This is a genomic window from Micrococcus sp. Alg238-R198 (assembly GCF_900537135.1).
Taxonomy (GTDB): domain Bacteria; phylum Actinomycetota; class Actinomycetes; order Actinomycetales; family Micrococcaceae; genus Micrococcus; species Micrococcus luteus.
In genome coordinates this window covers 251,920-266,585 of sequence record NZ_UNRH01000001.1, presented here as the reverse complement: position 1 = coordinate 266,585, position 14,666 = coordinate 251,920, and the positions used below count along the sequence as shown (strand labels likewise).

14 protein-coding genes are annotated in these 14,666 nt (G+C 75.1%); 10 read left to right on the top strand and 4 right to left on the bottom strand.

What is annotated here, in order from left to right; genetic code table 11:
* Positions 1-17 precede the first annotated feature (17 nt).
* The gene (locus G6R13_RS01190) at positions 18-1,340 is read right to left on the bottom strand and encodes an AI-2E family transporter (protein WP_163720898.1); all 1,323 of its coding nucleotides are present in this window, start codon (positions 1,338-1,340) and stop codon (positions 18-20) included.
* 125 nt (positions 1,341-1,465) lie between these two features.
* On the opposite strand from G6R13_RS01190, the gene G6R13_RS01185 reads away from it, so the two are divergent.
* From G6R13_RS01185 to G6R13_RS01160, 6 genes are all read left to right on the top strand, one after another.
* A complete protein-coding gene (locus tag G6R13_RS01185) occupies positions 1,466-2,422 on the top strand; it encodes a tetratricopeptide repeat protein (RefSeq protein WP_240335697.1) in 957 nt (318 codons plus the stop codon).
* A gap of 64 nt (positions 2,423-2,486) precedes the next feature.
* Positions 2,487-3,311: an ABC transporter ATP-binding protein gene (locus G6R13_RS01180; RefSeq protein WP_159833047.1), complete on the top strand. Its 825-nt coding sequence runs from the start codon at positions 2,487-2,489 to the stop codon at positions 3,309-3,311.
* A complete protein-coding gene (locus G6R13_RS01175) occupies positions 3,302-4,906 on the top strand; it encodes a Tat (twin-arginine translocation) pathway signal sequence (protein ID WP_159833049.1) in 1,605 nt (534 codons plus the stop codon). The genes G6R13_RS01180 and G6R13_RS01175 overlap by 10 nt, the downstream gene beginning before the upstream one ends.
* Before the next feature lie 23 nt (positions 4,907-4,929).
* On the top strand, positions 4,930-5,274 hold the full coding sequence (locus G6R13_RS01170; protein WP_163720894.1) for a DUF3039 domain-containing protein: 345 nt from the start codon (positions 4,930-4,932) through the stop codon (positions 5,272-5,274).
* Entirely contained in the window at positions 5,267-7,087 is a 1,821-nt protein-coding gene (locus G6R13_RS01165; RefSeq protein WP_159833051.1) for a DEAD/DEAH box helicase, read from the top strand. Before G6R13_RS01170 ends, G6R13_RS01165 begins: the two co-directional genes overlap by 8 nt.
* 106 nt (positions 7,088-7,193) lie before the next feature.
* Positions 7,194-9,143, top strand: coding sequence for a heavy metal translocating P-type ATPase (locus G6R13_RS01160; protein ID WP_159833053.1), 1,950 nt, complete (start codon positions 7,194-7,196; stop codon positions 9,141-9,143).
* 9 nt (positions 9,144-9,152) lie between these two features.
* Here the strand turns inward: G6R13_RS01160 and G6R13_RS01155 are convergent, their stop codons facing one another.
* The 3 genes from G6R13_RS01155 to G6R13_RS01145 form a co-directional block, all read right to left on the bottom strand.
* Positions 9,153-9,614, bottom strand: a complete 462-nt coding sequence (locus G6R13_RS01155; protein WP_159833055.1) for a GNAT family N-acetyltransferase — start codon at positions 9,612-9,614, stop codon at positions 9,153-9,155.
* Between the two features lie 61 nt (positions 9,615-9,675).
* On the bottom strand, positions 9,676-10,359 hold the full coding sequence (locus tag G6R13_RS01150; protein WP_049145233.1) for an isochorismatase family protein: 684 nt from the start codon (positions 10,357-10,359) through the stop codon (positions 9,676-9,678).
* Between the two features lie 3 nt (positions 10,360-10,362).
* Positions 10,363-11,715 (bottom strand): nicotinate phosphoribosyltransferase, encoded by a 1,353-nt coding sequence (locus G6R13_RS01145; RefSeq protein ID WP_010079001.1) that lies wholly within the window; start codon positions 11,713-11,715, stop codon positions 10,363-10,365.
* Positions 11,716-11,779: 64 nt separating this feature from the next.
* On the opposite strand from G6R13_RS01145, the gene clpS reads away from it, so the two are divergent.
* From clpS to G6R13_RS01125, 4 genes are read left to right on the top strand one after another with little or no spacing between them, the layout of a single operon-like run.
* Complete coding sequence (clpS, locus tag G6R13_RS01140; RefSeq protein WP_002857236.1) at positions 11,780-12,142, top strand: ATP-dependent Clp protease adapter ClpS; 363 nt, start codon at positions 11,780-11,782, stop codon at positions 12,140-12,142.
* A gap of 8 nt (positions 12,143-12,150) precedes the next feature.
* Positions 12,151-12,918, top strand: coding sequence for a DUF2017 family protein (locus G6R13_RS01135; RefSeq protein WP_069941945.1), 768 nt, complete (start codon positions 12,151-12,153; stop codon positions 12,916-12,918).
* A complete protein-coding gene (gene murI / locus G6R13_RS01130) occupies positions 12,915-13,847 on the top strand; it encodes a glutamate racemase (protein ID WP_049145229.1) in 933 nt (310 codons plus the stop codon). The genes G6R13_RS01135 and murI overlap by 4 nt, the downstream gene beginning before the upstream one ends.
* Positions 13,844-14,659, top strand: coding sequence for an MBL fold metallo-hydrolase (locus G6R13_RS01125; protein ID WP_069941944.1), 816 nt, complete (start codon positions 13,844-13,846; stop codon positions 14,657-14,659). The genes murI and G6R13_RS01125 overlap by 4 nt, the downstream gene beginning before the upstream one ends.
* The last annotated feature ends 7 nt before the right edge of the window (positions 14,660-14,666 follow it).

Here is a 14,666-nt window from a genome sequence, read left to right as displayed (position 1 = left end):
GCGCCGCCGTCGTGGGCCTACCGGGCGTCCTGGCGGGGGATGAAGACCTCGCGGACCAGCAGCAGCAGCGCGGCGGCGAGCGGGATCGCCATGAGGGCGCCGAGGACGCCGAGCAGCGCGCCTCCGGCGATCACCGCGATCACGGCCACGGCCGCCGGCACGGACACCGCGCGCGCCATGACGCGCGGCGAGATGACGTAGGCCTCGATCTGCAGGTAGACGAAGTAGACGGCCGCGAACACGGCGGCGGTCTGCCACGAGGTCAGCAGGCTCACGAGGGTCAGCAGCGTGCCGCCGATCGCGGCGCCCACCAGCGGGATGAACGCCATGAAGGCGGCGATCGCGGCGAGCAGGACGGCGAAGGGGGCGCCGGCGATGGCCAGCGCCGTGAACGCCACCGCGCCGTTGAGGGCGGCCACGAAGGACTGGCCCATCACGTAGTGGCCGACCGAGGAGGTGATCTGCTCGGACAGCGCCTCGATGCGGGGCCGGCGCGAGCGCGGTGCGAGCCGGTAGGCCCAGTACTTCATGTGCGGCAGGGAGGAGAGGAAGTACAGCGTCAGCACGACCACCACGAGCACCGAGAAGACGGCGTTCAGCACGGTCTGGCCGAAGCCGAGGAGCCCGCCGAACAGGTCGGTGACGGCGACGCCGTCGGCGGCGAGGCGCTCGGTCTGGGCGCGGACGGCCTCCTGGAGGTGGAACTCCTCGTCGAGTCGCACGAACCACTCGGCGCTCATCACACCGTCGATGATGGCCGGCAGGTCCTGGACCAGCTGCGTGGACTGCTCGATCACCGTGGGGACCAGGAGGGCGACGAACGCCCCGGCCACGGCGGCCAGACCGATTGCGGCCGTGAGCACGCCGACCCAGCGGGGCGCGCCCCAGGACTCGACCCGGCGCACCAGCGGATCCAGGCCCAGGGCGATGAACAGGGCCGCGGCGATCCACACGATGAGCTGTCCGTTCGTGCGCAGCACCGAGACGACGCCGATGGCCAGGGCCACGCCCACCGCGAGCAGGAAGCCGGTCAGCACGGGGGACTCGACAGCCACGGCCGCGACCGCCGGATCCTCGGCGCCGTCGACGGGGACCGACTCGGGGTCCACCCGGTCCTCCTCGAGGAAGGGTCGGCGCCGCCGCAGGACGGAGCCCAGGCGGAGCAGTCGACGACGCCCGGCGGGCGTCGGCCCGTGCGACGGCGGCGCGGCGGCCACCCCGACCGGCTGCGCGGGGATGCCGGTCAGGGACGGCTGCTCGGCGCCCTCGGGCTCGGCCGGGCCACGGACGTCGGCGACGCCGGCGGCGTCCGGGCCGGATGCGGTCTCCTTCTCCTCCACGCGCTCAGCGTACGTCAGGGCCCCGGCCTGACCGCGCCGCGCCCGGGAGGCTACCGTGGGGCGCAGTGACAACGCCCCTCGCCCCGGCGACGGGGCGGACCCGGACCGGAAGGATCGTGACCGACGTGACCGCCCAGCCCCCCTCTGACGCCCCGTCCCACCTGCGCGGCGCCGTCGACCTGTCCTCGCTCGGCACCCCGGCCCCGGCCGGGCGGACCGCGCCGGGGGCCGACGCCGGCGTCGGCGGCGGCTCGTGGGTGATCGCGGACGCCGACCAGGGTCTGCTGCAGCAGCTGGTCCAGCTCTCCGCCCAGGTGCCGGTGCTGCTGCACCTGCACGTGCCCGGGGACGCGGCGAGCGAGGCGCTCTACCGGCAGTTCGCGGACGCGGTCGACGCCCAGGCGGGACGGCTCGTGCTCGCGCGTCTGGACGTGGCGAAGGAGCCCGCCGTGCTGCAGGCGCTGGGCCTGGGGGCCGGCCCCGCGGTCATGGCCGTGGTGGCGGGGCAGCCGGTGCCGCTGGTCAATCAGGAGGTGCCGGAGGAGACGCTGCGCCAGCTCATGGGGGAGATCCTCGAGGTGGCCCGTCAGAACGGCGTCGCCGGCACCGTGCCCCCCGTCGCTCCGGCGCGCCAGGACGCCGGCGCCGCGGCCGCGGACGCTCCGCCCGTGCCGCCGCTGCACCGGGCCGCCCATGAGGCCCTCGCCGCCGACGACCTGCCCGGGGCCGTCTCGGCGTGGGAGGCGGCGCTGGCCGACAGCCCCGCGGACGCCGTGGCCCAGCAGGGCCTGTCCGCGGCCCGCCTCATGCTGCGCACCCGCGACGCCGACGCCGCGGCGGTGCGCACGGCCGCCGCGGACGGCCCGGACGACGTCGCCGCCCAGCTCGCCGTCGCCGACCTGGACGTGCTCGGTGGCCACGTGGAGGACGCCTTCGCCCGGCTCGTGCGGTTCATCGCCCTCCACCCCGGCGACGACCGGGAGACGGCGCGCGCCCACCTCGTGGACCTCTACACCGTGGTGGGCACGGACGATCCCCGTGTGCAGGCCTCGCGGCGTCGGCTGGCCGCAGCGCTGTTCTGAGGGACCCACAGTTCATCCCTGAGGAGGACGCCGTGTCCGCCTGACGGTGGGTAACGTCCCAGGCATGACTCCGCATGCGCCCGAGCCTGCCCCCGCCCACCTGGCGGCCGCCGCCCGTCGTCGCGCGGTGGACGCCCCCGATCCGGACCTCGCCCTCGTCACGCGCGGGCTGACCCAGCGGTTCGGGGACAAGCTGGCGCTCGACGCGCTGGACCTGGACGTCCCGGCCGGATCGTTCTTCGGGGTGGTCGGGCCCAACGGGGCGGGCAAGACCACCGCCCTGTCCATGGCCACCGGGCTGCTGCGCCCGGACCACGGCCGCGCCTGGATCCACGGCGTCGACGTGTGGGAGCAGCCCCTCGAGGCCAAGCGACGGGTCGGCGTGCTCGCCGACGGCGTGCGCACCTTCGACCGCCTCACGGGCGCGCAGCTCGTGACCTACGCCGGGCTGCTGCACGGGCTCGACGCGGACACCGTGGCCGAGCGGACCACGGACCTGCTGCGGGTGATGGACCTGGAGGACGCCGGCCACAAGCTCGTCGCCGACTACTCCGCCGGCATGACCAAGAAGGTGTCCCTGGCGGCCGCCATGGTCCACGCCCCGGACCTGCTCGTCCTGGACGAGCCGTTCGAGGCCGTGGACCCGGTCTCCGCCGCGAACATCCGGGACATCCTGCACTCGTACGTGGAGCGGGGCGGCACCGTGATCGTCTCGAGCCACGTGATGGACCTCGTCCAGCGCATGTGCACCCACGTCGCCGTGATCGCGGCCGGGACGCTGCGGGCCGCCGGCACGCTCGAGGAGGTCCGGGACGGGCGCGACCTCGAGGACCGCTTCGTGGACCTCGTCGGCGGCCGCCACGGCTCGGCGGGGCTGACATGGCTCTGACGCTCGTCCGACTGCGCTGGACGCTGACCCTGAACCAGTGGCGGCGGTCCCCGTTCACCCTGGTGATGAGCGTGCTCGGCGCGCTGTACGTGCTCGGCATGGCCGCCGTGGCGGTGACGCTGCTCGTCACGGGCCTGCCCGCCCTGCCGGACGAGGCCCGCGGCGCCACGACCGTGCTGGCCGCCGCCGTCGTGGTGCTCGCCTGGCTCGTCATCCCGCCGTTCGTCACGGGCGTGGACGCCACCCTCGACCCGCACAGCTTCGTGCTCTTCCCCGTCCCGGCCCGCACCCTCATCGCCGGTCTGGTCCTGAGCGCCTTCACGACGCCGGTCGGGCTCGCCACGCTGGCCGTGCTGGTGGGCCTGGGGGCCAGCTGGTGGGACCGGCCGGCCGCGCTGGCAGCGGGCCTGGCCGGGGGCGCGATCACCGCGGTGACCGCCGTGGCGATCGGCTCCGGCCTCGCCGGCCTCCTGGCCGCCTACGCGAGCCGGCGTCGGGTGCGGGACGTCGTCTCCGTCCTGCTGTTCATCCCGCTCATGCTCGGCGGCCTCGCCCTCTCGCGGGCCGTCGCGTCGTTCGAGGACTTCCTGGCGATCGCGCCCCAGATCGCCCGCGGCGCGGCGTGGACCCCGTTCGGGGCGGGCCCCGCCGCGGCGTGGGCGGCCGCCGAGGGCCGCGGCGCCGCCGTCGCGCTCCACCTCGCGGTGGCGGCCGCCTGGTGCCTGGCCGCCCTGGCCCTGTGGCACCTGGCCGTGCGCCGCACCGTGGAGCCGGTGGCCGTGGGCGGCGGTCGGTCCCGCCGCGTCGCCGCGGGAGCGGACCCGACGCCGCTGCGCTGGCTGGGCCGACCGGCCACGGGCCCGCGCACCGCGATCGCGGCCCGCGCCCAGCGCTACTGGCTGGCCGACCCGCGGTACGCGGCCGGGCTCATCATCATCCCGCTCATGGCCGTCCTGCTGTGGTTCACCGGGGGCATGGCCGGGGAGGGGGGTCCCGGACTGGGCCTGCTGCTGGTCCTCGGGCCGATCACCGCCTGGTCCCTGGCCTACTCGATCTCCGCGGACATCGCCTACGACCACACGGCGTTCCACCTGCACGTCGTCTCGGGCGTGCGGGGCGTGGACGACCGCTGGGGCCGGGTCCTGGGCCTGGCGGGCTGGGGCGTGCCGATGATCCTGCTCGTGACGACGGCGACGGTGGCGGCGGCGGCGGGTGACTGGTCCCTGCTGGCGCCGATGCTGGGCCTGGCCCTCGGCCTGTTCGGGACGACCGCCGGGCTGTCCGCGTTCGTCTCCGCCCGCTTCGTCTACCCGGTCCCGAAGCCGGGGGACAGCCCGTTCGCGACGCCGCAGGGCGCGGCCATGCGCACGATGCTCGTCCAGGGCGCCGCGATGCTGGTCAGCCTGGCGCTCGCGGTGCCGTTCCTGGTGCCCTTCGTGGTCCGGCTCATCACCGGGGCCGCCGTGTGGGGGTGGGTGACGGTGGCGCTCGGGCTCGCGTGGGGCGCTGTCGCGCTGTGGCTGGGCGTGCGCCTGGGGGCGCGCTGGTACGACCGCGCGCAGGCCGAGACCTACCAGGCCGTGGCCGCCTTCTGAGGGGCGCGGCTAGACTGGCCCGCATGAGTGTGACCGGCGAACCCGACCTGAACGACCCCTTCGCGCCCGCCGGCGGCGGCACGTCCGTCCTCGATCGTGAGGAGCTGCGCCAGGAGATCGAGCCGGGCGACCACGAGCGCTTCGCCCACTACGTCCGCAAGGAGAAGATCACGGAGTCCGCCGTCACCGGTGCCCCCGTGATCGCCCTGTGCGGCAAGGTGTGGGTGCCGGGCCGGGACCCGAACAAGTTCCCCGTGTGCCCCACGTGCAAGGAGATCTACGAGGGCCTGCGCGAGCCGCAGGACGGCGGCGACGGCGACGGCGGCGGCAAGCGCGGTGGCTGGTTCGGAGGCCGCGGCCGTGGCTGACGGCCGCTCCCTGACGAGCGGCACCCCGGACGGCAGCGTCCAGCACGACCTGTTCCACATCGGCGAGGACCTTCCCCCCGCCATGCCCGAGCGCGCGGCGTGGGGGACGGCCCCCAAGCTGCGCCAGTGGCAGCAGGAGGCGCTGGAGCGCTATCTCGAGAGCGCGCCGCAGGACTTCCTGACGGTCGCGACCCCCGGCGCGGGCAAGACCACGTTCGCGTTGCGCGTGGCCAAGATCCTCCTGGACTCCGGCGTCGTGCAGCGGCTGACCGTCGTCGCGCCCACGGACCACCTCAAGCGCCAGTGGGCGGACAACGCCGCGCGCGTGGGCATCGCCATCGACCCGAACTTCAAGAACGCCGACGGGCGGCACGGCGCCGAGTACCGCGGGGTGGCGCTGACGTACGCCCAGGTGGCGAACAAGCCCGTCCTGCACCGCAACCGCACCGAGGCCGCCAAGACGCTGGTGATCCTGGACGAGATCCACCACGGAGGCGACGCCCTGAGCTGGGGCGAGGGCATCCGTGAGGCGTTCGAGCCGGCCACGCGGCGTCTGTCCCTGACCGGCACCCCGTTCCGCTCGGACACCGCCTCCATCCCCTTCGTCCGCTACGAACTCGGTGCGGACGGCATCGAGCGGTCGAAGGCGGACTACACGTACGGCTACGGCCCGGCGCTGCGGGACCACGTGGTGCGCCCGGTGATCTTCATGGCCTACTCCGGGCAGATGCGCTGGAAGACCTCCACCGGCGAGGTCATGGAGGCTCAGCTCGGCGAGGCCGCCACGAAGGACATCACCGCCTCCGCCTGGCGCACCGCGCTGGACCCGGCGGGCGAGTGGATCCCGTCCGTGCTGCGCGCGGCCGACCGGCGGCTCAGCGAGGTGCGCCGCAACGTGCCCGACGCCGGCGGCCTCGTGATCGCGACGGACCACCAGGACGCGCGCGCGTACGCCGCGCAGCTCGAGGCGCTGACCGGCCAGCGGCCGGCCGTGATCCTCTCGGACGACAAGGGCGCCTCGGATCGCATCGAGGAGTTCGCCGCGTCGGACGAGCGGTGGATGGTGGCGGTGCGCATGGTGTCCGAGGGCGTGGACGTGCCCCGCCTGTGCGTGGGCGTGTACGCCACGTCCACATCCACGCCCCTGTTCTTCGCCCAGGCCGTGGGCCGCTTCGTGCGCTCCCGCCGGCGTGGGGAGACCGCCTCGGTGTTCCTGCCGTCCGTGCCCGCGCTCATGCTGCTGGCCAACGAGATGGAGCTCGAGCGGGACCACGCGCTGGACCGCAAGGAGGGCGCCGTCGAGGTCGAGGACCTCGAGGACGCCCCCGAGGAGGACCTCATCGCGGAGGCCAACCGGGCCGAGAGCGGCTCGGACGCGCTGACGCGGGAGAAGTTCGAGGCCCTCGAGTCCCGGGCGAGCTTCGACAAGGTGCTCTTCGACGGCGGCGAGTTCGGCCTCGGCGGCGCCGTCGGCTCGGAGGAGGAGCAGGACTTCCTCGGCATCCCGGGCCTGCTGGACGCCGAGCAGGTCTCCGCCCTGCTGCGGCAGCGGCAGGCCGAGCAGATCCAGCGCCGGCCGCGTGCGCAGGCGGCCGAGCCCGCCGACGTCGTGGACCACCGGCGGATGAAGGAGCTGCGCTCCGAGCTGTCCAAGACGGTGTCCGCCTGGGCGGCCCGTTCCGGCCAGCCGCACGGGGTGATCCACAACCGCCTGCGGGAGATCTCCGGCGGCCCCGCCGTGGCCCAGGCCTCCCGCGAGCAGCTGGAGAAGCGGCTGAGCACCCTGCGCGGGTGGTTCGTCGGCCGGACCTGAGGTCCGTCGGGAGCGCGGCGGGCGCTCGCGGGCTGAGGTTCGCCTCCCCTGGCTGGCACCCGGCACGGGGACGGGCTGGAATGGGGGCACGATGTCAGGAGTCGCCATGCCCGTGTCCGCCCCGTCCCCGTCGTCGTCGCGCCCCGCCGTCCTCGGGTTCGCCGCGCGGTACCCGTGGGTGCTCGCGACACTGGTCGTCGTCGCCCTCACCCTCGGCCTGCACCTGGCGGGGGCGGAGGATCCCGCGCGCTGGATCGCCTCGGCGTACGCCCTGGTGGTGGCCGCGTGGACCTCGGTCGGCATGGTCAGGGACCTCATGCGCGGGCACTGGGGTGTGGACGTCCTCGCCGTCACCGCGATCGTCGCCACCGTGCTCGTGGGGGAGCACCTCGCCGCCGTGCTCGTCTGCCTGATGCTCACCGGCGGGGAGGCCCTCGAGGACTACGCGGCCGGCCGCGCCCGGCGGGATCTGTCCGCCCTGCTGGACCGCGCCCCGCAGCGCGCGCACCGACTGCGCCCGGACGGCTCCGTGGAGGACGTGCCGGTGGAGGAGGTGCGTCCCGGTGACCGGCTCCTGGTGCGTCCCGCCGAGGTGCTTCCCGTGGACGGCACCGTGGCCTCCGCCGAGGACGGCGGGGAGGTCGCCGTGGACCTGGACGAGTCCTCCCTGACCGGCGAGTCCCTGCCCGTCACGCACCGCACCGGCTCGGCCGTGATGTCCGGCGCGCTCAACGGCACCCGCGCCTTCGTGCTCGAGGCGACCGCCTCCGCGGCCGACTCGCAGTACGCGGCCATCGTCTCCCTCGTGCAGCAGGCGGCCGAGTCCCGCGCCCCCATGGTGCGCCTGGCCGACCGCTACGCCGTGCCGTTCACCGCCGTCGCCTACCTGATCGCCGGCCTGGCCTGGTGGCTGTCCCAGGACCCGGTCCGCTTCGCCGAGGTGCTCGTGGTGGCCACGCCATGCCCGCTGCTCATCGCCGCTCCGGTGGCCTTCCTCGGCGGCATGTCCCGCGCCGCCACGTCCGGGGTGATCGTGAAGTCCGGCGGGACCATCGAGGCCCTCGGCTCCGTGCAGACCGTGGGCTTCGACAAGACCGGCACCCTCACCGCCGGCCGCCCCGAGCTGGTCGGCGTGCGCCCGGCCGCCGGCTTCGCCCAGGACGAGCTGCTGCGCCTGGCCGCCTCCGCCGAGCAGTACTCCGTGCACGTGCTCGCCGACGCCATCCGCGCGGCGGCCGAGGAGCGCGGGCTGTCCCTGGCGACCGCGCAGGATGCCACGGAGGAGGCCACCCACGGCGTCGTCGCGGTGCTGGAGGGGCGCCGCGTCGTCGTCGGCAAGCGCGCCTACGTCACGCAGGCCGCCCCGGACACCGTCACCGCCGACCTCGCCCCCGGTCAGTCGGCCGTCTACGTGGCCGTGGACGGCGCCTTCGCCGGCGTCCTGCTGCTGGCCGACCGCATCCGCCCCGAGTCCGCCGCCACCGTGCAGGCGCTCCACCGCCTCGGCGCACGCCGGGTCCTCATGCTCACCGGCGACGCCGAGGCCACCGGACGGCACATCGCCGGTGAGGCGGGCATCGACGAGGTCCACGCGGACCTGCTGCCCGCGGACAAGGTCCGCCTGCTCTCCGAGCGCCCTGAGCGCCCGGTGATGATGGTCGGCGACGGCGTCAACGACGTCCCCGTGCTCGCCGCCGCGGACGTGGGCGTGGCCATGGGCGCCCGCGGCTCGACCGCCGCCTCCGAGTCCGCCGACGTGGTGGTGCTCGCCGACGACGTCTCCAAGGTCGCCGTCGCCGTGGCCGCCGGCCAGCGCACCCTGCAGGTGGCCACGCAGTCGATCTGGGTCGGCATCGCGCTCTCCCTGGTCCTAATGGTCATCGCCGCCACGGGCGCCATCCCGGCTCTGGTCGGCGCGCTGTTCCAGGAGCTCGTGGACGTCGTGGCCATCGTCAACGCGCTGCGCGCCATGAAGCCCGGCCCGCACGAGGCCGAGCGGCTCGGCGATCTCACCGCCGCCCCCGCCCGGGGGGAGCGGCAGGCCGTGTCGGCCTGAGCGCCGGGCTCAGCCGTCCCGGGACTGGAAGCGCACGAAGGCGCGCAGCTCGTCGCCCTCCACGTCATGGGACTCGCGGAATCCATGGGCCTCGTAGAAGGCGCGCTGACGCTCCTCGGTGTCCGTGAGCAGCACGTGCTGACGCACCTGGCCGAACCGCGCGAAGACGCGGCGCAGCAGCTCGGAGGCGATGCCGCGGCGCTGGTGCCCCGGATCCACGAGGATGTCCTGCAGGTAGGCGATGGTGTGTCCGTCGGAGACCACGCGGGCCAGACCGACCAGTCGGCCGCCGTCGAAGGCGGTCACCACGGTGGCCGAGCCCTGCAGCCCGCCCATGAGCGTGTCCATGTCCCCCGTGGAGGCGGACCAGCCCACGGCGTCGTAGAGGGCGCGGACATCGTCGGCGGCCGGGATCGCCCCGGAGAGGTAGCGGATGCCGTCCCGGTCTGCGGCGATGGGGGAGTCGGTCATGGCTGCTCTCCTCGTCGACGTCGGGGACCGGCTCCGGCACGCCCGCCGGGGCCGCACCCGCTCACGAGGTCGCCAGGATGGCCCCGGCGGCCTCCATCTCGTGGAGCGCGGCCTGGGCGGCCGCCTCGTCGACGCCGGCCACCAGGTCGGTCAGCACGGTGACCTCGTAGCCGGCGTCGAGGGCGTCGAGCACGGTGGCGCGCACGCAGTGGTCCGTGGCGATGCCCACCACGGTGATCGCGTCCACGCCCTGCTCACGGAGCCACTCGTCGAGGCCGGGGGCGCCGGACTCGACGGCGGCCGCGGCCACGGCGGTGGCCCCGTACGGGCCGACGGTCCCGGAGGGGCGCTCGCCCGCGGCCCCGGTCGGGACGGCGTCGGGCTCGCCGAGGGCGCCGTCGAAGCCGGAGTAGGCGTCCGTGTGCAGGCCCTTGAGGAACTCGGCGTCGAGGTGCTCGGCGTCCAGGTCGGGATGCAGCTCGGCGCCGGCGGTGCCGGCCACACAGTGCACCGGCCAGGTGGTGCGGAAATCCGGCTCGGCGCCGGTGGCCGCGGCGAAGTGCGTGCCCGGGTCGACGTGCCAGTCGCGCGTGGCGGCCACGGCCGCGTAGGCGTCCGCGTGCTCGGCCAGGTGCTCGCTGACCCCGGCCGCGACGGCGGCGCCGCCGGCCACGCCGAGGGCGCCGCCCTCGCAGAAGTCGTTCTGCACGTCCACGATCACCAGGGCGCGGTTCAGGTTCTCCATGGGTCAGTCCTCCAGGAAGATGGTCGGGATGGCGGGGTCGCCCGGCTGCAGGCGGCCCACCGAGGCGGGCAGCTCGCGCAGGGAGGCGGCGTGCCGCTCGGCGGCGCGGGTGACGGCCTCGGGGCCGGTCCAGCCCTCGGCCAGCTCGCCGGCGTGCACGAAACGGTGCAGCAGGGGACGGTCGTCGGCGTCGGGCGCGGCGCTGCGGTTGACGCCGATCACCTCGGCGGTGGCCCGGCCCCGCGGGTCGCGGCGGCGCGCGGCCTCCTTGCGGCCGCCCCGGCTGGCCTTGCCGGAACTGGCCTTGGCCACGTCCACCCACGTGCCGTCGTCGTCCTGGCGGGCCACGAGCTTGTAGACCATGGAGGCGGTGGGCGCGCCGGACCCGGTGACCAGGCGCGTGCCCACGCCGTACGAGCTGACGGGGGCGGAGCGCAGGGCGGCGATCGCGTACTCGTCCAGGTCCGAGGTGACCATGATCCCGGTCTCGGTGTTGCCCAGCTCGTCGAGCAGCTCGCGCACGCGGTGGGCCTGGATCACGAGGTCGCCGGAGTCGACCCGGACGTTCCGCAGGGCCGGGCCGGCCACCTCGACCGCGGTGCGCACGCCCTGCTCCACGTCATACGTGTCCACGAGGAGGGTGGTGTCCGCTCCGAGCGCGGCGACCTGGGCCTCGAAGGCGGCGCGCTCCGAGTCGTGCAGCAGGGTGAAGGAGTGGGCGGCGGTGCCGACGGTCGGGATGCCGTACCGGCGGCCCGCCTCGAGGTTCGAGGTCGCGGTGAAGCCCGCGATGGCCGCGGCGCGGGCGGCGGCCACGGCGGACTCCTCGTGCGTGCGGCGCGAGCCCATCTCGGCGCACGGGCGGCCGTCCGCGACGGCCGTCATGCGGGAGGCGGCGGAGGCCACGGCGGAGTCGTAGTTGTAGATGGAGAGCAGGTAGGTCTCCAGGATGCACGCCTCGGCGAACGTCGACTCCACCTGCAGGAGGGGGGAATGCGGGAAGTAGGCCTCGCCCTCGGCGTAGCCCACGATGTCGCCCGTGAACTCGTAGTCGGCGAGCCAGGCCAGCGTGGCGTCGTCGAGGGCGGTGGTGTCCGCGAGGAAGTCGAGCTCGGGCGTGTCGAACCGGAAGCGGGACAGGCCCTCCAGCGCGCGGCCCACGCCGGCCACCACGCCGTAGCGGCGGCCGCTGGGCAGGCGTCGGGTGAACAGCTCGAAGCGGGAGCGGCGGTGCGCGGTGCCGGCCTTCAGCGCGGCCTGGAGCATGGTCAGCTCGTAGTGGTCGGTCATCAGCGCCGTGGGGATCTGCCAGTCGTCGGCGGTCCGCGGGGCGCTGGGCACGGGGTTCTGGCTCACGCGCCCACCCTAGTGGACCGTGGCGGGGCCGGTCCTGGCCCGCCCGCCTCGTACACTGGGGCGCATGTCCGTGCTGACCCGCCACGATCCGTCCGCGCCGCGCGCCGTGCGTCCGGCGCCGGGTGAGTCCGTCCCCGCCGGCGCCACCGACACCGCCCTGCTGGAGCGGCCTCACGAGGACACAGCCCGGGACCGGCCGTGGAACGTCGTGGTGTGGAACGACCCGGTGAACCTGATGAGCTACGTCGCCTACGTGTTCCGCACCCACTTCGGCTACTCCGCCGCCAAGGCGCAGCGGCTCATGCTCGAGGTCCACGAGCGGGGCCGGTCCGTGGTGGCGACGGGCACCAAGGAGAAGGCCGAGCTGCACGTGGGCGCGATGCACGGCTACGGTCTGTGGGCCACGCTGGAGCAGGCGGAGGACTGAGGAGGGGCATGGCAGAACGGTTCCGCTGGACGCGGCGGGGGTACACGGCGCAGCTGGAGCTGCCGGAGGTGCGCCTGCTGCGCGGGCTGGTCAGGGACGTCGTCGCCCTGCTCGAGGGCCGACGCGCGGACGTGCGCCCCGCCGAGGCGGACCCCGCCGAGGCCCCGGCCGCCGAGGACGGCGTCGACACGCCCGAAGATCCCCCGGCGGCGCCGCCGTCCGTGTCCGCCGCGCAGGACGCGGGCCCCGTGGCCGGGCTGGACGCGTCCGACGCCGCGTTCTGGGGGCTGGTCTCCGGCCTGCACCTGAGCCAGGACCCGGAGCCGCAGCGCTCGGCCCCCACCGACCCGGCCGTCGCACGCCTCCTGCCGGATGCGATGCCCCAGGCCGGCGCCGCCGAACAGGGCGCCCACCGGGCCCTGACCGAGGACGCCCTGTCGGAGGGGAAGCTCGCGGACGCGCGCCTGGCCCTCGAGCTGCTGCGCTCGACGCGCGTGGAGGTGCCGCACGACCAGGCGCCGGCCTTCGGCCGCGCGCTCAACGACGTGCGCCTCGTCCTGGCCGCCCGCCTGGGCGTCGAGACCGAGGAGGACGCCGCCCGCGTGCACGCCGTGGACGACTGGCGCAGCGCGGAGGACGTCGAGTCCACCATGGCCCTGCTCTACAACTTCACCTCGTGGCTGCTGGAGACGCTCATGACGGAGATGCTCAGCGAGCTGCCCGAGGGCGCGGACGAGTCCGCGCCGGGCGCCGGGGACGCGGAGGACGAGCAGTGAGCGGCCAGCGCGCCGCCGTGGACGCCGCCGCGCCGATCGGCGTGTTCGACTCGGGCGTGGGCGGGCTGACCGTGGCCCGGGCGATCATGGACCAGCTGCCCCACGAGTCCATCCTCTACGTGGGCGACACGGAGCACTCGCCGTACGGCCCGCGGCCCATCGCCGAGGTACGGGCCCTCGCCCTGGCGATCATGGACGAGCTCGTCGCGCGCGGCGTCAAGGCGCTCGTGATCGCGTGCAACTCCGCGTCGGCCGCCGTGCTGCGCGACGCCCGCGAGCGCTACACGGGAGGCCACGGCATCCCCGTGATCGAGGTGATCCAGCCCGCCGTGCGCCGCGCCGTGGCCGCCACCCGCACGGGCCGAATCGGCGTGATCGGCACCGAGGCGACCGTCGGGTCCCGCGCCTACGAGGACTCGTTCTCGGCCGCCCCGCACCTCGAGATCACCTCGGTCGCGTGCCCGCGGTTCGTGGAGTTCGTGGAGGCCGGCATCACCACCGGCCCCGAACTGCTGGAGACCGCCCGGGAGTACACGGCCCCGCTGCGCGCGGCGGGCGTGGACACCCTCGTGCTGGGATGCACCCACTACCCGCTGCTGACCGGCGCCCTCTCGCTCGTGATGGGGGAGGACGTCACGCTCGTCTCCTCCGCGGAGGAGACCGCCAAGGACCTCTACCGGGAACTGGTCCGCCTCGGCCTCGAGCACCCCCACTCGGCCGCGGGCTCCGGCCAGGCCACCCGCCACCGCTTCGCCGCCACCGGCGACCCCGACCACTTCCAGGCCCTCGCGCGCCGCTTCCTCGGACCCGAGGTCGAGTCCGTGCGCCGCCTGGAGACGATCGGCGCGCCCCGCCCCGCGGCCGCGCCGGTCCCGACGCGCTCGACGGCCTTCGTGCGGCTGGGCGCCGAGCAGGAGGGTGTGACGTGAAGCTGACCATCATCGGGGCCTCCGGGTCCTTCCCCGGCCCGGGCTCACCCGCCTCGTGCTACCTCCTCACCGCCGAGGGCGTGGCCGAGGACGGCGTCACCCCGCGCACATGGCGGATCCTGCTGGACCTCGGCAACGGCGCCCTCGGCGTGCTGCAGCGCTACGTCGAGCTCGAGGACCTGGACGGCATCCTGCTCTCCCACCTGCACCCGGACCACTTCATGGACCTGTGCGGGATGCACGTGGCCATCCGCTGGAACCCGGCCGGCTGGGACCGCGGCCGGCTGCCCGTCTACGGACCCGCCGGCACCGCCGACCGCATCGCCGAGGCGTACGGGATGGACCCCGAGCCGGGGATGCACCAGGACTTCGAGTTCCGGTGCTGGGCCGCCGGCCGCACCGAGCGGCTCGGTCCGTTCCGGTTCACCCCGGTCCCCGTGCGCCATCCCATCGACGAGGCCTACGCGATCCGGGTCGAGGTGGACCGCGTCGACGACGACGGCGACGTCACCACCCGCGTGCTCACCTACTCCGGGGACACCGACGCGTGTGAGGGGCTCGTCGAGGCCGCGCGGGACGCGGACGTGTTCCTGTGCGAGGCCGCCTTCCACGAGGGCCGGGACGACGGCATCGACGGCGTCCACCTGACCGGCCGACGGGCCGGCGAGACGGCGGCGCAGGCCGGGGCCCGGAAGCTGCTGCTCACACACCTGCCGGTGTGGAACGATCCGCAGCGCGCCGTCCAGGAGGCCCGCGCGGTGTACGACGGCCCGCTGGCCGTCGCCGTCTCGGGGCTGAGCTACGGCGTCTGAGGGCGCG

What these genes read in the sequence shown, in the direction of transcription:
- G6R13_RS01175 (WP_159833049.1), top strand. Translation starts at nt 3,302, where the DNA reads ATGGCTCTGACGCTCGTCCGACTGCGCTGGACGCTGACCCTGAACCAG.
- G6R13_RS01180 (WP_159833047.1), top strand. Translation starts at nt 2,487, where the DNA reads ATGACTCCGCATGCGCCCGAGCCTGCCCCCGCCCACCTGGCGGCCGCC.
- G6R13_RS01155 (WP_159833055.1), bottom strand. Translation starts at nt 9,614, where the DNA reads ATGACCGACTCCCCCATCGCCGCAGACCGGGACGGCATCCGCTACCTC.
- G6R13_RS01170 (WP_163720894.1), top strand. Translation starts at nt 4,930, where the DNA reads ATGAGTGTGACCGGCGAACCCGACCTGAACGACCCCTTCGCGCCCGCC.
- G6R13_RS01150 (WP_049145233.1), bottom strand. Translation starts at nt 10,359, where the DNA reads ATGGAGAACCTGAACCGCGCCCTGGTGATCGTGGACGTGCAGAACGAC.
- clpS (WP_002857236.1), top strand. Translation starts at nt 11,780, where the DNA reads ATGTCCGTGCTGACCCGCCACGATCCGTCCGCGCCGCGCGCCGTGCGT.
- G6R13_RS01160 (WP_159833053.1), top strand. Translation starts at nt 7,194, where the DNA reads ATGCCCGTGTCCGCCCCGTCCCCGTCGTCGTCGCGCCCCGCCGTCCTC.
- G6R13_RS01135 (WP_069941945.1), top strand. Translation starts at nt 12,151, where the DNA reads ATGGCAGAACGGTTCCGCTGGACGCGGCGGGGGTACACGGCGCAGCTG.